Origin of the sequence: Bacillus sp. FSL R5-0422, from assembly GCF_038610765.1 — a bacterium.
Classification (GTDB): Bacteria; Bacillota; Bacilli; order Bacillales; family Bacillaceae; genus Bacillus; species Bacillus pumilus_O.
Genome location: NZ_CP152014.1, coordinates 2,590,853 through 2,607,585 on the forward strand (window position 1 = coordinate 2,590,853; position 16,733 = coordinate 2,607,585).

17 protein-coding genes are annotated in these 16,733 nt (G+C 43.1%); 4 read left to right on the forward strand and 13 right to left on the reverse strand.

Annotated features, from left to right (window positions below; all coding sequences use genetic code 11):
* Positions 1-29 precede the first annotated feature (29 nt).
* From MKX52_RS13205 to MKX52_RS13225, 5 genes are all read right to left on the reverse strand, one after another.
* Positions 30-2,780 carry a DNA translocase FtsK gene (locus MKX52_RS13205; protein ID WP_088003560.1) on the reverse strand — a complete coding sequence of 917 codons (2,751 nt, stop codon included), beginning with the start codon at positions 2,778-2,780 and terminating at the stop codon, positions 30-32.
* 196 nt (positions 2,781-2,976) lie between these two features.
* Positions 2,977-3,582, reverse strand: a complete 606-nt coding sequence (gene ytpR, locus MKX52_RS13210) for a YtpR family tRNA-binding protein (RefSeq protein WP_088003557.1) — start codon at positions 3,580-3,582, stop codon at positions 2,977-2,979.
* 16 nt (positions 3,583-3,598) lie between these two features.
* On the reverse strand, positions 3,599-4,411 hold the full coding sequence (locus tag MKX52_RS13215) for a DUF1444 domain-containing protein (RefSeq protein WP_342490840.1): 813 nt from the start codon (positions 4,409-4,411) through the stop codon (positions 3,599-3,601).
* Positions 4,412-4,430: 19 nt separating this feature from the next.
* Positions 4,431-4,751, reverse strand: a complete 321-nt coding sequence (locus MKX52_RS13220; protein WP_003217665.1) for a thioredoxin family protein — start codon at positions 4,749-4,751, stop codon at positions 4,431-4,433.
* Positions 4,738-5,766 carry a PTS sugar transporter subunit IIC gene (locus MKX52_RS13225; RefSeq protein ID WP_012010924.1) on the reverse strand — a complete coding sequence of 343 codons (1,029 nt, stop codon included), beginning with the start codon at positions 5,764-5,766 and terminating at the stop codon, positions 4,738-4,740. Before MKX52_RS13225 ends, MKX52_RS13220 begins: the two co-directional genes overlap by 14 nt.
* 200 nt (positions 5,767-5,966) lie before the next feature.
* Here MKX52_RS13225 and MKX52_RS13230 point away from each other — a divergent pair, with 200 nt between their 5' ends.
* Positions 5,967-6,413 carry a YtoQ family protein gene (locus tag MKX52_RS13230; protein ID WP_003217634.1) on the forward strand — a complete coding sequence of 149 codons (447 nt, stop codon included), beginning with the start codon at positions 5,967-5,969 and terminating at the stop codon, positions 6,411-6,413.
* 213 nt (positions 6,414-6,626) lie between these two features.
* Here the strand turns inward: MKX52_RS13230 and MKX52_RS13235 are convergent, their stop codons facing one another.
* On the reverse strand, positions 6,627-7,700 hold the full coding sequence (locus MKX52_RS13235) for a M42 family metallopeptidase (RefSeq protein WP_342490841.1): 1,074 nt from the start codon (positions 7,698-7,700) through the stop codon (positions 6,627-6,629).
* 199 nt (positions 7,701-7,899) lie between these two features.
* Between MKX52_RS13235 and MKX52_RS13240 the strand changes: the two genes are divergently transcribed.
* Positions 7,900-8,214 carry a PepSY domain-containing protein gene (locus tag MKX52_RS13240; protein ID WP_003217759.1) on the forward strand — a complete coding sequence of 105 codons (315 nt, stop codon included), beginning with the start codon at positions 7,900-7,902 and terminating at the stop codon, positions 8,212-8,214.
* 43 nt (positions 8,215-8,257) lie between these two features.
* Here MKX52_RS13240 and MKX52_RS13245 read toward each other — a convergent pair whose 3' ends face one another.
* The 3 genes from MKX52_RS13245 to trmB all read right to left on the reverse strand — a co-directional run bounded on the left by MKX52_RS13245 (position 8,258) and on the right by trmB (position 11,633).
* Complete coding sequence (locus MKX52_RS13245; protein ID WP_119125248.1) at positions 8,258-9,955, reverse strand: NAD-dependent malic enzyme; 1,698 nt, start codon at positions 9,953-9,955, stop codon at positions 8,258-8,260.
* 73 nt (positions 9,956-10,028) lie between these two features.
* Positions 10,029-10,877 carry an MBL fold metallo-hydrolase gene (locus MKX52_RS13250; protein WP_342490842.1) on the reverse strand — a complete coding sequence of 283 codons (849 nt, stop codon included), beginning with the start codon at positions 10,875-10,877 and terminating at the stop codon, positions 10,029-10,031.
* A 114-nt stretch (positions 10,878-10,991) separates the two neighbouring features.
* The gene (gene trmB, locus MKX52_RS13255) at positions 10,992-11,633 is read right to left on the reverse strand and encodes a tRNA (guanosine(46)-N7)-methyltransferase TrmB (protein ID WP_342490843.1); all 642 of its coding nucleotides are present in this window, start codon (positions 11,631-11,633) and stop codon (positions 10,992-10,994) included.
* 188 nt (positions 11,634-11,821) lie between these two features.
* Here trmB and MKX52_RS13260 point away from each other — a divergent pair, with 188 nt between their 5' ends.
* Positions 11,822-12,097: a YtzH-like family protein gene (locus tag MKX52_RS13260; protein WP_012010930.1), complete on the forward strand. Its 276-nt coding sequence runs from the start codon at positions 11,822-11,824 to the stop codon at positions 12,095-12,097.
* Here the strand turns inward: MKX52_RS13260 and MKX52_RS13265 are convergent.
* From MKX52_RS13265 to thpR, 4 genes are all read right to left on the reverse strand, one after another.
* Entirely contained in the window at positions 12,094-12,894 is an 801-nt protein-coding gene (locus tag MKX52_RS13265; RefSeq protein WP_176372686.1) for a phosphotransferase family protein, read from the reverse strand. The genes MKX52_RS13260 and MKX52_RS13265 overlap by 4 nt on opposite strands.
* Before the next feature lie 285 nt (positions 12,895-13,179).
* Positions 13,180-14,109, reverse strand: coding sequence for a YegS/Rv2252/BmrU family lipid kinase (locus tag MKX52_RS13270; protein ID WP_012010932.1), 930 nt, complete (start codon positions 14,107-14,109; stop codon positions 13,180-13,182).
* 48 nt (positions 14,110-14,157) lie between these two features.
* Entirely contained in the window at positions 14,158-15,093 is a 936-nt protein-coding gene (locus tag MKX52_RS13275) for a hypothetical protein (RefSeq protein ID WP_088003520.1), read from the reverse strand.
* A 25-nt stretch (positions 15,094-15,118) separates the two neighbouring features.
* A complete protein-coding gene (gene thpR / locus MKX52_RS13280) occupies positions 15,119-15,670 on the reverse strand; it encodes an RNA 2',3'-cyclic phosphodiesterase (RefSeq protein ID WP_012010934.1) in 552 nt (183 codons plus the stop codon).
* A 91-nt stretch (positions 15,671-15,761) separates the two neighbouring features.
* Here thpR and cysK point away from each other — a divergent pair, with 91 nt between their 5' ends.
* Complete coding sequence (gene cysK, locus MKX52_RS13285; RefSeq protein WP_342490844.1) at positions 15,762-16,694, forward strand: cysteine synthase A; 933 nt, start codon at positions 15,762-15,764, stop codon at positions 16,692-16,694.
* Positions 16,695-16,733: the final 39 nt, after the last annotated feature.

The following is a 16,733-nucleotide window of genomic DNA, read 5'->3' on the forward strand; positions in this document are numbered from 1 at the left end:
ATGTTTATAAAAAAAATGAAGTGGTTTGTTTAGATCAACTGTTCTAAGTCACTCAGTGTCATGAGGACTTCCCTTGGCTTACTGCCTTTTGCACCAGAGATCATGCCCTCGCGTTCCATCATGTCGATCAATCTCGCAGCACGATTGTAGCCAATTCTAAATCTTCTCTGCAAACTCGATGTACTAGCGCTATTTTGCTCAATGGCAAAACGGCACGCATCCATAAACAATTCATCTTCATCTGTAATCGCAGAGCCTTGGAGCATTAATTCCTCCTGTTCGAAAAGGAACACCGGCTTCCGCTGTTTTCTAACATGTGCCACTACTTCATCGATCTCACGGTCTGATACAAAGTTTCCTTGCAGTCTCGTTGGCTTGCCGGAGCCATTTTCTAAGAAGAGCATGTCTCCTTTTCCGAGAAGCTTTTCTGCACCTGCCATGTCGATGATCGTTCTAGAATCGACCTGACTTGAGACAGAGAAAGCAATTCTTGTTGGAATATTGGCTTTAATTAGACCTGTGATGACATCAACAGAAGGTCTTTGTGTCGCAATCAATAAGTGAATGCCGCATGCTCTTGCTTTCTGCGCAATTCGGCAAATGCTTTCTTCGACTTCATTTGGTGCGACCATCATTAAATCAGCGAGCTCATCGATCACTACAACAAGATAAGGCAATTTTTCACCCATTTGTTTTTCTTTAACAAGCTCATTGAATCGTTTAATTTCTCTCACACCAGAGTGCGCAAACAACTCGTAGCGTCTTTCCATTTCATCTACTACCCATTTCAGAGCAGCTGTCGCTGTCTTGGCATCAGTGATGACAGGACTCACGAGGTGCGGAATATGATTATACGGCGCTAATTCAACCATTTTAGGATCGATTAACAGCATTTTCACTTCATCTGGTGATGCTTTAAACATTAAGCTCACTAAAATGGTATTGATGCAGACACTTTTTCCTGAACCTGTTGCTCCAGCAATTAAGCCGTGCGGCATTTTTTGCAGATCAACAACAACAGGCTGTCCTGAGATATCTAATCCGAGTGCTGCTGTTAAAGGAGATGGATTGTCTCTAAACGCACTGCTTCTGATCATCTCTCTTAAGAAAACCATTTTACTGTGAAGGTTCGGCACTTCAATCCCGATCGTGTTCTTTCCTGGAATCGGTGCTTCAATTCGTATATCCTTTGCGGACAAACTGAGTTTAATATCATCTGACAGGTTCGTGATTTTGTTCACTTTGACACCTGGTTCTGGATGTACTTCAAACCTTGTCACAGAAGGGCCTTGCGTGACATGAACAACACTTGCTCTGACATTGAAATTTTTCAGCGTGGCATTGAGCAGCTCTGCCCGCTCTTTCACCCATGTCCCGTCCTCTTCTTTTTGAGCTGGAGGTACGTCTAAAAGGGCGAGGCTTGGAAACACATATCCCTTTGCATCTGCTGCTTTCTTTTGTCCTTGCACGCGCTGATCACTTTTTAACATCATGACGTTAAAAGGAACCGTTGAGGTTTGTCCGCTTGCACGTTGTGGCTGAGGAGATGCCTGTTTCGGTTTTTCTTCCATCACTTCATGCACTGGTTCTTGCTTTTCTTGCTGCTCTATGACCGGTTCTACTCGTTCAGTAGCTGTCTGTTCGTCTGCTTCTTGTTCTATTGGCATCACTTGATCTTCTACTATTTCCGCTTCTTCTAACACTTGATCCTCTTGCAGATCATGCTCAGCAACTGGTTCAGTTTCTTCCAATGCATGCGGTGGTGGCACTTCTTCTTGATGGTCTAAGGTGGAATCAGCTTCTATTTCTTCGACCGGTTCTGCTGAGATGTCGTCTAGTACCTCTACTTCTTCTGCCGGCATGTCTACTTCCATTTCAATAGCGGAATGCGTGTTTTCCGCTGTTTCGAATGTCAATGGTTCTATTTCCTGAGTATGGTCGACAAACTGTTCTACCAGCTCGTCTTGTATTTCTTCGTTTTCACCCGAAACATCCTGTACAGGCTCAGTTTCTACCGGCGGTTCGTGATATACTTCGGCTTGCTGATTATGTAAGTCAGCTTCTATATGGTCTTGAGGCTCAGAAAAGGCTGGCTCTTTTTCCTCTGTTTGATTAAGAGGCTCTTCATTTAAACGCTCCATCGTCGATTGAACGTGATCGTGATAAGCGAGTTCCTCTTGCAAAGTAAGCGGGGTCACGTCTGTTTTGACGTCCACTCTTTCTTCTGCTGGGGCTGGAACTGTTTCTTCCATTCGATTTTCTTTCCGTATTGATGGAATGTTCATTTGCTGTCTGACATTTCGTTCACGCTCTGCCTCTTCTGATAACAGGGTGACACGTTGCGCTGTTTCTGCTGCTTTCATTTGAACAGAAGATAATTCTTCTTTTGCTTCTGTTCGTTTTGGACGCATATCCTGATGATAGCCATAAATTGGTGATGGAATCTGTTCTGGTTTGAATGGCTTTTTATTGGTGTCAGGCTGCACCGTTTGTTTTGACTCATAGGTCTTCTGCTTAGCCAATGGCTGGCCTTGCTTCGGGCGTCTTCTTTCCTGCTTTACTCCGTCACGCTGAGGTTCATCTGGAACAAGCGGAAAGCGGAAGTTGCCTGTCGGATATTCATAATAGACTTTTGTATCTTCAATTTTTTTATATTCTTTATGCTGTTCAAAGACTGGTTGCTTTGGTGCAACTGGACCTTCTTCAGGTCTCACAGCTTTTTCTTCTTTCTGTTCTTCACCTAAAAATACACTAAAAAATTTATCTAACCAACTCATCATTTATCACTCACTTTAACTCCCCTTACGTTTTCTTGGGCGATTTTTAGTATACCATTGCTTTTTCATGCAGAAAAGCGAGAAAAGTGCCGCTCCTTGCTATTTGTACTGTCTGTAGATGAAAAAAAGTCACTAAGTACGTACTTAGTGACTTTTGGTATAACACATTCTTCGCTCTGATGTGCCCGTTTATGGGAGGTTAAGCTTGAAAGGGTTCGCCAGCTTGATGGCTTCCCTCTAGAACAAGAATCCCTTTTTCAGCAGGCGCGTCTGGAAGATCTAGTTCTTTTGCTGAACAAATCATTCCGCTTGATGGAACACCTCTTAGCTCAGCATCTTTGATGATTAAACCGCTTGGCATCACTGCGCCAACCTTCGCAACCACGACATATTGTCCTTGATCAACGTTTGGTGCACCGCACACGATTTGTAATGTTTCATCGCCAACATCCACTTGACAAATGTTTAGTTTATCTGCATTCGGATGCTTTTCTTTTTCCTTTACATAACCGACAACAAATTTTGGTGATAGATCGACAGTCAACGTTTCACTAACACCGTTGCGGTTTAAAATTTCGTTGATATCTTGAACAATTGTTTCAGAAAGCGGTACAGAGCCGTTTTCTTCAATTTTCATGTAAGTGGACGCATTGAAGATATTAAAGCCTGTTGTTTCTTTTGTTTCTTGATTGAAGATTCTTACGACATCTCCAAACGTCTCATGACCTACTTCTTCTCTCGTCACATCTTTCAATGAAATAAGGAGTGTGTCGCCTACACCTTCTGCATTATAAAAAACATTCATTCTTCAAAATTCCCTTCTACTGCTGTTTTGGTCTGCTTTTAGCAAGAATAAAGATCGGTTCAAGCTTACCCTCATCATATAAAAATGACAATGCGGTAATCGGAACCGTGCCGCTGGCGAAGAAGCTCATCGACATCTGTCCTAAAATATCATAGCCTGATTCATTGCAAACATCTGCAATAATGAATACATCTTGATGGGGAACAGAGATAGCCATCTGCCCTTCTATTTTTTGCGCGTATTCTTGTAAGATCGATTCATTTAAAAGTCTGCTCGCATCATATCCGTCATTCGCACGGAAGAAATAAAACCGGTTGCCTGCCACTTCATCCATTTTCACTACAGTTTCAAGTGAGCGGACATTGAAGCTAGCAGTTTCCTTGATTCGTTCTTTTGTCCAGTTTTCCTTTTGAAGCATCTTTTCATCAATTAATCTGTAGGTGCTTCCAAGGTCAAGTGCATAGTAGATTCTCGTTTCAGCTGTATGCTCATCAAAAACGAGCGGGATGCCATCACTTGATGCCTCGGGAAAGGAAGTAGATCGAATGACCGGATAAATTTGCTTTTCTTTTCCTGAGATGTGCTGCGCTTCGCCTTTCATGGCACTTAGCGCCTCTTTCACATAATAGACGATCTCGTCCAATGTTTCATCAGGCTTTACTTCCCACTTTGCAATGATCGGCGGGAGCTCTAGTGTGATCCCTTTACCTGTTTGTTTATCTTCAATACGAAGTGTATCTTTTTCTCGGTCAAACTGGTGTGACCAGTTGTCATTTGTCAGACGGCTTTTGAGTTCATTCGCAAGCTGTCTTGATGTCATTTTTGCCATGGTTGAGACTCTCCTTTCATTATTTAGAAAGAGAATCTGTTAAAAATGCTTCAATCTCTTCCTTCGTTTTACGATCCTTGCTGACAAAGCGGTTAATCTCTTGTCCATTTTTAAATACTAAAAAGCTTGGAATGCCGTAAATTTCCCACTCTGCGCAAGTATCAATAAATTGATCTCTATCCACATAAAAGTACTCAAATTCTGGGTAGTTTGCTTCAAGCTCTGGCAAGAATGGTTCGATAAAGGTGCAGTCTGGGCACCAGTCCGCTGAAAATAGCAGTACGGTTAAGTCTTCTTGAATCACTTTTTGTAATTCTTCGTTTGATTCAATTTTTTTCATGTTTCATTCCTCCAGTTTGTATGGTTAAATCTCCGAATTGTATATAGCCTTTCTTTCTCATCCATTCTGATACTACCAAACTAATCACTGCCGGGCCAACGATATGCAAAAGAGTAATCGCTAGAAAAACGGATGGATGAAACCCCATAACGGTTAGTGTCATGAGCTGTCCAACAAGACCGCTCGTTCCCATTCCTGCCCCTGCCGCATTATTGACCATCCCAAAGCCAATAATACCAATTGGCGCGAGAATGAGGCCCGCTACCGTCGGCGGAATAAGGATAAGGGGATTTTTCACAATGTTCGGTAGCTGCAATTTTGACGTGCCAATACCGACAGCGGCAAGTCCGCCAAAACGATTTTCTCTAAAACCTGCAGCGGCAAAGCCGACCATTTGAGCGCAGCAGCCGATCGTTGCAGCACCAGCAGCAAGACCACTTAAGTCAAGCATAAGCGCAAGTGCAGCACTTGAAATTGGTGAGCTGAGGGCAAGTCCAACAATGGTCGCTACTAGCATGCCCATGATCAGCGGACTTTGGTCAGTCCCCCACATGATGAGCCTGCCAAGCCCTGTCATCATAGCTTCAATCCCAGGGCCGATCAAAGTAGCGGTGAAAAAACCAGTGATGATGGTGACAAGTGGTGTCAAAATGATATCAATTTTTGTCTCACCACTGACAAGCTTACCAATTTCCACACCAATTAATGCTGCGACAAAACTGCCAGCAGGTCCACCAAGCTCTGCCCCTGCAGCACCTGAGACAACACTTGCAAAAATGACCAGAGGTGATGCCTGTAACCGGTACGCAACGGCTACCCCAATCGCTGGTCCCATAAGCCCCATTGCGAGTGTACCCATTTTAATAATGAGCGGAAGTGATAACAGACCGCCTGCTGTTTTTAAAATCAGACCTACTACTAATGTAGCAAATAGACCTAAAGCCATATAAGATAATGCTTCAATGAAGTACACTTTTGGCGAAAGGGAAATTCCCTTTCTTTTCAAATAAGTCATCAACGTCGTCTTCCTGCTTTCTCATAGGAAAGACGAAGAGGCCTGTCCTTCCCATTATATGTAGTATTCTTACGATGAAAAATAGTCTCTACCATGAATATCATAATCATATTTTTTTTGCTTTATCAAGCACTTCTTGTGTAACATGAAAAGAAACAGGGCAAACCTTTACTAAGTTTGTACAAAAGGAGGAGATCGTTATGCAATTAACTGTCTATTTAGCAGGAGAAATTCATAGCCAGTGGCGTGATGAAATCAAGGAGAAAAGCCAATCGTTGAAACTGCCAGTGACATTTGTAGGTCCAATGGAGAATCATGACCGCTCCGATCACATCGGTGAGGACATTTTAGGTGAACAGCCGAATGCCATTTTCAAAGATGATGCTGCTTCTGATTTGAACAATTTTCGTACTGAGATTTTATTAAACAAGGCAGACGTCGTCATTGCCCGCTTTGGTGAGAAATATAAACAGTGGAACACGGCAATGGATGCATCTGCTGCCATCGCGAAAGGGAAACCTCTCATTTTGATCCGTCCAAAAGAACTGCACCATCCACTAAAGGAGCTATCAAATAAAGCGAATATCACTGTAGAAACCGTGAACCAAGCAATCAAGGCGTTATCTTACGTGTTTGAACAGCAATAACAAAAGGCTGCTCTCTTAAAAGAGGCAGCCTTAGATTGTTGACAAAGGGCTAAAATGATCTTTATTTTAGCCCTTTGTCTTCTTTTCAGCGTGATAGAAAACCTTTGAATTCTAGGAAGGACGAGTACCGGAGTGGAGCGAATTGAACATTCATGAGCACCAGAACGCAGTCCTGACAAAGAATGCGAGGGTTTGTCTACATGCTGATTATATTTACACCTGTTGATAAATAGAATCCACTGTACTTTGATCACAGTTTTTCACAAGACGGACAATTAATTCTTTTGCCGCTGCGTAGTCATCCACATGCAATACTGAATGACTTGTGTGAATGTAGCGAGCGCACACTCCAATGACAGCAGAAGGCACGCCTTGGTTTGAAATATGAACACGTCCAGCATCCGTACCACCTGGTGATACGAAATATTGGTATGGAATACTGTTTGACTCAGCCGTATCGAGCACAAAGTCTCTCATCCCGCGGTGCGTAATCATGGTTCGATCAAAAATTCGCAGAAGTGCACCTTTTCCAAGCTGGCCAAATTGGGTTTTGTCACCTGTCACATCGTTTGCGGGGCTTGCATCTAAAGCAAAGAACAGATCCGGCTGAATCATATTCGCAGCTACTTCTGCCCCTCTAAGCCCTACTTCTTCCTGAACCGTTGCACCTGAATACAGATGACATGAAAGTGGTTCGTCTTTTATTTCTTTTAATAATTCAATCGCAAGTCCGCAGCCATAGCGGTTATCCCAAGCCTTCGCTAAAATCTTCTTAGGATTCGCCATCGGGGTAAAGACTGTTGCAGGCACGATTTGCTGTCCTGGACGAATGCCAAGTTCTTTTGCCTCTTCTTCACTGTCCGCACCAATATCAATGAGCATGTCTGATGGTTTCACAGGTTTGTTTTTTTGTTCTGGTGTTAGAAGATGAGGAGGTGTACTAGAGACGACACCAGGAATTGGACCGTGATCGGTGTGAACGTCGACACGCTGAGCCAGCATGACTTGACTCCACCAGCCGCCGAGTGTTTGAAAGCGTATCATCCCGTTTTTTGTAATGGATGAAACCATGAAGCCCACTTCATCCATATGACCAGCCACCATAATTTTAGGTGCGTTCTCTGGTCCCTTGCGTACCCCAAACACACCGCCAAGACGATCCTGAATGAGTTCGTCAGAATATTTTTCAAGTTCCTTTTTCATAAAAGCACGCACATGGTGCTCATTACCTGGGGTGCCTTGTAATTCTGTTAAATTTCGGAAAAGCGACAATGTTTCTTCATTCATTCTACGATTTACCTCGTTTCTATGTAATGACCATATATATTCCTATAAAAATAACACTCACTTTATACTATAAGAATTCTTTCGGTTTTCCAAGTATCTCTCCAGAAATTTTGAATATGCTTTCAAGTATTCGGATTCCTTAACATCAATGGACAAGTTTTGTATAATGGAAAAAACAGCAATACGGAGGTGCAGCACGTTGAAGTTAAAACATGTTCTGATTGGTGCGAGTATTGGCGTAGCCGCTGCAATTGTTGCAAAGAAAGTATTTTTCCCTACGTATATCTCGTCTGAAAAAGCATTAAAAATTGTGAAATCCGCTTTTAAACAGCGCGGCCCGATTGATGGCTCTTGGATTTATACTGTACCAGAACCGTATACCGTAAATGGTGAAACGATTGATGTGTACAAATCTGGTATTACTCGCTCAGCATTTGGCGAGCTTGAACAGTACGAAGTCATGATTGATGCCAAAACAGGCATGATTGTGGATGTCATTGATTCTGTGGCTTGATAAAGAAAGCTTCGCAAAGGTGTATCCTTGCGAAGCTTCTTTTTTATATGGCTTTGATTTTTTTGTACACAGGATGCCACATAGCGTCCTGTACAGCCTGAATGAGATCCTCAGGTGTTTCCTCTGCAATTCCTTCATCAATCGCTGCTTGCGCCACACGGACAGCCACTGTCGCTGAAACGGTTCGAAGCTGATCCACACTTGGCAGCATTGCTGCACCCGGTTTTCCGACATTGACCATGCTGGCAATCGCTTCAGCACTCGCAACAAACATGCTGTCTGTCATGAGGCGTGCTTTAGACACAATCGTTCCAAGGCCAAGCCCTGGGAACACAAGAGCATTATTCGCTTGCCCAATTTCATATGTGACGCCGCCATATTCGACAGGATCAAATGGGCTTCCTGTTGTCACAAGGGCGCGTCCTTCTGTCCACTCAATGAGATCTTTAGGCTTTGCTTCTGAAAGAGGTGTCGGATTAGACATCGGTAAAATGGCTGGGCGCTCTACGTGTGACGCCATTTCTTTCACAATTTCCTCTGTAAATGCTCCTCCTACTGTCGAAGTGCCAATTAAGATGGTTGGTTTTGCCTGTTTGACGACCTCTAATAAATCAATGGAATGCTTAGGGCCATTGCGGGCATAATCCTTTACTTCGTCAGAACGTCTTGCATATGGCTTTTGAAATGGCTGAATGTCAGGTGAATCATCTGTAAGCAATCCTGTTTTATCAATACACCAGAAACGACCATATGATTCCTCTTCTTTGACTCCATCCCTGACGATCGCATCACGGATCTGCTCCGCTATGCCAATTCCTGCCGTACCCGCTCCAAAAATGACGATTCGGTGATCTTTCAGCGGAACCTTCGAAGCTTTTGCACATGCCAGAACCGCAGCAAGTGACACAGCTCCAGTCCCTTGAATGTCATCATTAAATGTACAAATTTGTTCCTTATATTTTTCCAATATGGCTCGTGCATTTTTTGTCCCAAAGTCTTCCCAGTGAAGAAGTGCATTTGGAAAGGTTGCGCGGGCAAGCTCAACATATTGATCGATGAACTGATCATACCGCTCACCGCGAACGCGGGAATGCTGATTTCCAACATAAAGCGGATCATTCAAGAGACTTTCCTGATTCGTCCCGGCATCTAGTACAACAGCCAGCACGCGGCTAGGATCAATGCCTGCTGCGGCTGTATAAACTGCAAGTTTCCCGACTGAAATGGCAATACCGCCAACTCCCCAGTCTCCAATCCCTAAAATACCTTCTGCATCTGTCGCAACGATTAAGTCAATGGATTCATCCACACCGTATGAGGCAAATATCTCTTCCATGCCTTCCAAATCATCAATTGATAAATAAAGGCCTCTTGGCTTTCGATACTCATGGCTATAACGCTGAATGGCTGTTCCAACCGTCGGTGTGTAGACAATCGGCAGCATCTCTGCTAAGTGCTCATTTAGTAATTTGTAAAAAAGCACTTCGTTTCTGTCATGAAGTGATGTTAAATACACATTTTTCCCGAGTTCATCCGGCTGTGCCTTGAACTGCTCATAGGCACGCTTCGCCTGATCCTCTAATGTTAAAACCTTAGGCGGTAAAAACCCCTTTAAACCAAGCTCTTCCCGCTCTTCCTTCGTAAATGCAACCCCTTTGTTTAAATAAGGGACGGACATGACTTCCATCCCTCTTAACGGTGTTTCAATGACATCTCCATGTACACGATAAGATTGGTTCACCTGCACTCTTCCTTTCACAAGTTCATTTTGTCGTTATTTTGTGTGAAAGGCGAAAAAACATGCAGATGATCTTTTATCTTCCTGTTTCTCTTTTGATTTCATGTGTGATTTGCCCGTCTTCATCCCACTTAACAGCGCGGTAAATTGCATCATGATAAAACAAGTACCACGCATTTTTTTCTTCTGCAAATGCCTGCCATTTTTGCTTAGCTGGAATTGAAGTCATTGGGTAATCATCATAAGCAAGGACCCATAATGGGTTTTTATGAGCGTGCGTTGGCATGATGTCAGCTAAATGAATCGCTGTTTCGCCCTGACTTGTGAGCGTTAAGATGCTATGACCATTGCTATGACCACCTGTATGATGCAGCTGAATGCCTTCTATTACTTCGATGCTTTCTTCAAACGGCACCACTTGATCTGCTATGGGCTCCCAGTTTTCTTTCCAATATGTATTTCTTGAGCGGATGTTAGGCGCCCTCATTTCATCCCATTCGATTTTGGATGTGATGATTTTTGCTTGCGGAAAAACAGACACGAGCTTTTCTCCTTCGAGTTTTGTTAATCCGCTTGCATGATCGAAGTGAAGATGCGTCATTAAGACGTAATCAATATCTGCTGGTTGCAGGCCAAGTGCCGCAAGTGACTCTTCCAATTTCGTCTCTTCTGTTACGCCGTAATTGCGTTTTTGTATATCCGTCAGCTTACCTGATCCGATACCGGAGTCCACTAAAAAATGAAGACCATTCCATCGTATGAGGATCGGGTCACACCGCAGTTCAATTTGATTGCGATCGTTCACCGGGTATTTTTTTGACCATAGCGGCTTTGGCACTACACCAAACATCGCACCGCCGTCCATATGTGTATCTCCCCCGTTTAACCAAAATAGTTCCATGTCACCTATTTTCATTGTCTCCATTGCTGTCATCCCTCCTTTTTCTATCGTAGCAAATACAGCTGAAAATCGCATGCATCAATCTTTTCACGAAAAAAGCTGACTGCATTTTTTTTGCAGCCAGCTTGATGTTATTTGTTATTCTGGAAATTTCACTTCTGATCGATAGATAGGTTGTCCCATAGACGAGAATTTCTCTTCGTATTCCGTCATCACATTTCCTTCTAGTCCGTCCTTATGTAAATCTAAGCTTACATACGTTAAAAGAAGGCCATATGCAGAAAAGCTCTTTAAGGAATATTCAAATAACCCGCGGTTGTCTGTTTTGAAATGCAACTCACCGCCTGGACGGAGAATATGTTCATATCGCTCTAAAAAGGCCTTAAACGTCAATCTGCGCTTTTCATGCCTTGCTTTTGGCCACGGATCAGAGAAATTCAGATACACCCGGTCAATCTCATTTTCAGCAAACACATCTGTCAGCGTTTCCGCATTAATGTTCAAAAGCTTTACATTTTCAACATCTGTCTCTTTGATTTTGTCTACTGCTGTCACAATAACACTTTTAAATAATTCAATGCCAATATAGTTGATATCAGGATGAAGCTTGCCCATGCCAGCGATAAAGCTCCCTTTCCCTGTGCCAACTTCGATATTGATTGGATGATCATTTCTAAACAGCTCATGCCACTTCCCTTTATATTGCTCGGGGTTCGCTAAGGCAATATGAGCATTTTCAGCTAAGTAATCATCAGCCCATGGTTTATGTCGCATTCTCAATTTGATACACCTCTATTTTCTTTACATTTTATCAAGATACCATGAAACCTAAAGACCCGCAAGACGGCATCTTTATGCGCATATGAAAAAGACCAACCCTTCGCCTGAGCTGGTCTTACGCATGTATAAATTGGGCGCTGAATGCACAGTTTAACCTCATAAATGACACGCAGAAAAGGAGCATACGTATGGGATTAAACCGTCAACATCAGCTTCAATTAATCAAAGATATTTTAACCGATCACCAGTTGGATTGCTGCGGGACTGTTGCAGAATATGAACAGGTGGGACGCGTGATTCAATTAATGCTGGCAAAAGAAGACCTTGATGCCGACATTCGTCAATTATTAACAGATATTTATGATTACAGCCAAAAGGGCACTTCTGTCCATTCAATTGATGCACATATTGAGGCGCATCAATCGCATTTGTCAGAGTGGGTCGAGAATATTCCTCTGTCTTAATGAATGTTTAACCGCTGTAAGAGTGCGCTCAGCTCCGCTTTCACTTCTTGCTGTGCTTTTTCATTTCCTTTTCTTTTATGCCACACGACAAACGATACGGTTTCAGCGAGGACATACCAAGCCATCCGTTTTCGCAAATTGTCCGTCAGCGGGGCACCGTACATTGAGAGCCAGCTTTCCCAGTTTTCTTCTTCAACATAATGGTATAAAAGTGGTCCAAGATCAATGGCTGGGTCAGCAATCATCGCCCCATCCCAATCGATTAAGTAAAGCTGGTTTTCATCTGTCAGCAGCCAATTATTATGATTGAGGTCACAATGACACACGACCTTGTCTTCAAATTGAACTGCCTCCACATGCTTCTCTAAGTATTGGATAGCACGTGTGACGTCACGCGTATCAATTTGCTCTTTTAATATGGACTGTTTTAAATGTTTCAGAATGGATGCTGGGTCTAGAGAGTGCTTCTCTAATCGTTTCAGCATATCAAGCAATTCTTTCGATGTATGAATTTTTCTTAGCTGCTCTGCGACAGGACGGTCATTCATGTCCTTTGGCTTCAGCTCTCTGCCGCTCAGCCAGTGCTGTGCAGTGATGACATCCCCATTTTCCATCCGTTTTGTCCAGACAAGCTTCGGCACAATGCCTTCAGCTGACAAAACCGCAAGAAACGGTGACGTATTGCGTTTTAAAAATAGCTTTTGGTCATTGTGTGTTGCGAAGTACGCATCTCCCGTAGCGCCTCCAGCAGGAGAGATGTGCCATTCGCTACCTAATATTTGTCCCAACCAGTTCATATCAATTTTCAACCCATCATTTCTTAAAATATTTTAAATCATGCTTTTTTAGTCGACAAAATTCAGCCGATTGAAGGTCAATAGGCTGTTTCTTTTTTTATTTATATGATCATAAAAACAAAAAGGACAGCTATTGAGAATGAGATGCTAAACAATAGCCGTCCTATAGATTTTATCGTTACCTTCTTATACTCGTCAAGCAAAACTAGAAAATCAGGACAAGAACCTTATGAAAAGAAAGGCTTTTTTCATGGTTCTTTGATTAGGACATTCACGAGACATGATTTAAGCACGTAATTTTAAGGAGCGATCACTCGCCTTCACAAAAACAGGTGTTGCACCAATTACTTCACCATCTGCATGAAATATGATTTTTCCGTCTGCCTCCAAGTACGCTTCCTCGTGTTGAAACAGGGTAACTCCCTTCATTCCAAGGTGCTTACGAAACACCATCGCACTTAGAAACAAGAGCACTTTAAATGGATTCAAATCTGTGACAACGAGCGTTTGAAAGCCCGGCTGTCTTGCGCTCACTTCTGGCGCTGCTTCCAGCCCGCCTCCGTAATAGGGGTGATTACAAACAATCACAAACCACACTTGGCGAAAGACCTTCTTCTCGTTTTCAATAAACAGTGCAAGGTCGAACGGCTTAAAGGACCATAAAGAATGGAGAAATGACAGAGGATAGATGATAAACCCAAGCCTTAGCCGTTTCAGCCACTTTTTCCCTCTAAAATGCACTGTTTTCCTTAGCACATGTGCATCAAACCCAGCACCGATATGATTGAGAAAGAGAACGGACTGTGCGCTTTCTGCGTGATCTTGAAAGGAGCCGAGAGAAAATGTTTTGGTGAGCATTCTCTTTTGCTTTCTCACTTCTTTTAGGACATCTTGACGATGGATGCCAAGGCCCTTCGCCGCATCATTCCAATGACCAGCGGGGACAAAGCTTAGCTGCACATGATCCATTTCCTTTAAGCCATTCAGGACTTCATGAATGGTGCCGTCACCACCAATGACAATCAGGCGCTTCAGCCTGTCATCTTGCATGGCGCTAATTTGTCTTGCCAATACTTCTGCATGACCTTCATGCTGGGTGAGAAACGATCGATATGAGATCTCCACCTTTTGTAATTCTTTCTCTATGCTCCTCCATGTACGAAGTCCTTTTCCATGTCCTGCTGCTGGATTAACGATAAAGTACCATTCATTCATATATTAGCTCCACTCAGGTCTCTTTTTTCGTGACCTTCCATTATCCCTTTAATCGAGCCATTCCTGCCTTCTTTTGCTGTCTGATTCACCATAAGCAAGCAATGCTTTTGTCGCCTTAAATTGCTGATGCTTTGTCGGAGCGGTATTTTTCCGCTGCTTTTCAAACCAATCTTCCGCCTTCTTCTTATCGACAACCTCCATCCCGTATGGAACTTCCGGTAAGTCAATATAAGAGGTACGGCTGATCAGGATTTTCTTCACAGGAAGATCGACACCGCTTTGCTGTAAAATCTTTGACACGACGGTGCCAGAGCGTAGAAGGCTTGCGCAAGGATTCAAAACGGACTGAACCGCTTTCCCATTCGCCCGCTTTTCCCAAAAACGTTCCTTCGTTCCGATATATACGCTGTCAGGTTCTGCCTCTAGGAAGGATAAACAAATCACTTCCAGCGGCGTAATGAGGACTGGACATAATTCCATCTCTGCTTTTTGAATGAGCAGCACCGGTTTGTACATCACAAAATATGAATCCGGAAGCTGCCTAGCAAGCATGCGCAGCTTTTCATCATACCGAATGTGATGGGAAACGGTTGAAATATGGGAAATCGTCGAGCTGGCCCATTTTAATTGAACATCATATAGATGATCCTTAAAAAAATGAATGAGCTTCGTTTCATCAGTAGGAACGTTTGTAAAGACACCTTGCTCTATATCTGTTGGCTCGTTAAAAAGACTTAGGTCCCGTTCCTTCTTCATATCGGCTTCTTTTTGCTTTCTCTTTAAGGAGAATTTCTTTCTCTTTTCCTCCTCTTGTTCAGGCGCTTGTTCAGAAATTTGGTCAAATGAATGCTGCGTCTTCTCTTTTGACGCTTTTTTTAACTCGTCCCACCTTTGCTTTTTCAATCGAATAAATTGATTGATGTAATGATGCGGGTCTTGTTCATATCGTGATATATAATCTTGAATTTTGATAATTTGCGCCATCTGCTGCTCACTCCAACTTTTAGAATCATTTATGTAGTGCAAATTGTTTAATTGCGTAATAACGCGGGGTTTCTCTTGGTCGTATTTCATATAGAGTGATACTAGAAACCTCTATCACGTATGGCTCTTTGCGTAAAGGCGCTTGTTCTGCAAAAGAATGATCCGCATTCCATTTGCGCGCAATCGTCATATGCGGATGAAACGGTCTCTTTTCAACAGGATGTCCTGCTGACAATACGGCTTCTTTCACCTTTTCTCTTAATAGCATGAGCGGTTCACTTTCATCAGGTTTTGCAAAAAAGACTCTCGGGCGTTCCTTCGTGCCAAACTGTCCCACCTCATTCAGCTCTAGTGAAAATGCAGCGGCTTCCTTTGAGAGGACCTCAAGCAGCTCGATGATCTTTTTTAAGCGTTCTTCTGAAATGGCCCCTAAAAAGATCAAGGTCACATGATAATCATGTGGTGCTGTCCATTTTTGAAAAGACAGTCCGCTTCTTTGATCAATGTCCTTTTTAATTTGAGACGCAAGTTGTTCAGGGATATGAATCCCAATAAAATAATGACGGTTCTCTGACACAATATCACCTGTCCTTTTTTCACAAACTTTACGAATCCCCATTGATGATAGTATAACTAAAGAAATGCGGAAAGAGAAGAAAGGGTGTCACATGATGAAGGTAGCACAAAATATAGCTGAGCTGATTGGCGATACACCACTTGTTCAATTACAGCGGCTTCAGCCAGACAATGCGGCAGCTGTTTATTTAAAGCTAGAATCGTTTAATCCTAGCGGTAGTGTGAAGGACCGCGCTGCTTACAATATGATCGTCGAGGCTGAAAAACAAGGTAAGCTGACAAAAGGAGCGACCATCATTGAACCGACGAGCGGGAATACAGGGATTGGATTAGCCATGAACGCAGCAGCTAGAGGGTACCAAGCTATCCTTGTGATGCCTGATACGATGACAAAGGAACGAATCAATATTTTAAAGGCTTACGGGGCGCAGGTCATTTTGACCCCAGGGGAAGAAAAAATGCCAGGCTGTATTCGCAAAGCAGAGGAACTGGCAGCTCAAATTCCTCATAGCTTTATCCCGATGCAATTTGATAATAGGGCGAATCCAGATGCCCATAGAGGCACAACCGCTGTTGAAATTATGGATGCTGTCAAACAAATTGGAAAGCCTCTAGGAGCCTTTGTCGCAACAGCTGGAACTGGCGGAACCATTACAGGTACTGGTGAGGAATTAAAGAAAGCATTCCCTCAATTGACCATACGTGTAGCAGAGCCAAAGGGATCACCAGTTTTATCTGGCGGGACACCTGGCAAGCATAAACTTGTTGGCACAAGCCCAGGATTTATTCCCCAAATTTTAAACGAGCATGTCTATGATGAGATTGTGCAAGTAAGCGATGAAGATGCGTACACAATTACACGACAGCTTGCCCGGCTTGAAGGGATTTTAGTTGGTCCATCATCTGGTGCAGCCTGCTATGCTGCGATTGAAACAGCCAAGCAATTGCCGGCAGATCAAATTGTGATCTGTATGACAGCTGATACAGGCGAACGATACTTATCAAGTGATGTTTTTCAAGATTAAAAAAGGAACAGGGGCAATGAACCCCCTGTTCCTTTTTTC

What these genes read in the sequence shown, in the direction of transcription:
- MKX52_RS13205 (WP_088003560.1), bottom strand. Translation starts at nt 2,780, where the DNA reads ATGATGAGTTGGTTAGATAAATTTTTTAGTGTATTTTTAGGTGAAGAA.
- ytpR (WP_088003557.1), bottom strand. Translation starts at nt 3,582, where the DNA reads ATGAATGTTTTTTATAATGCAGAAGGTGTAGGCGACACACTCCTTATT.
- MKX52_RS13215 (WP_342490840.1), bottom strand. Translation starts at nt 4,411, where the DNA reads ATGGCAAAAATGACATCAAGACAGCTTGCGAATGAACTCAAAAGCCGT.
- MKX52_RS13220 (WP_003217665.1), bottom strand. Translation starts at nt 4,751, where the DNA reads ATGAAAAAAATTGAATCAAACGAAGAATTACAAAAAGTGATTCAAGAA.
- MKX52_RS13225 (WP_012010924.1), bottom strand. Translation starts at nt 5,766, where the DNA reads ATGACTTATTTGAAAAGAAAGGGAATTTCCCTTTCGCCAAAAGTGTAC.
- MKX52_RS13230 (WP_003217634.1), top strand. Translation starts at nt 5,967, where the DNA reads ATGCAATTAACTGTCTATTTAGCAGGAGAAATTCATAGCCAGTGGCGT.
- MKX52_RS13235 (WP_342490841.1), bottom strand. Translation starts at nt 7,700, where the DNA reads ATGAATGAAGAAACATTGTCGCTTTTCCGAAATTTAACAGAATTACAA.
- MKX52_RS13250 (WP_342490842.1), bottom strand. Translation starts at nt 10,877, where the DNA reads ATGGAGACAATGAAAATAGGTGACATGGAACTATTTTGGTTAAACGGG.
- MKX52_RS13260 (WP_012010930.1), top strand. Translation starts at nt 11,822, where the DNA reads ATGGGATTAAACCGTCAACATCAGCTTCAATTAATCAAAGATATTTTA.
- MKX52_RS13265 (WP_176372686.1), bottom strand. Translation starts at nt 12,894, where the DNA reads ATGAACTGGTTGGGACAAATATTAGGTAGCGAATGGCACATCTCTCCT.
- MKX52_RS13270 (WP_012010932.1), bottom strand. Translation starts at nt 14,109, where the DNA reads ATGAATGAATGGTACTTTATCGTTAATCCAGCAGCAGGACATGGAAAA.
- MKX52_RS13275 (WP_088003520.1), bottom strand. Translation starts at nt 15,093, where the DNA reads ATGGCGCAAATTATCAAAATTCAAGATTATATATCACGATATGAACAA.
- cysK (WP_342490844.1), top strand. Translation starts at nt 15,762, where the DNA reads ATGATGAAGGTAGCACAAAATATAGCTGAGCTGATTGGCGATACACCA.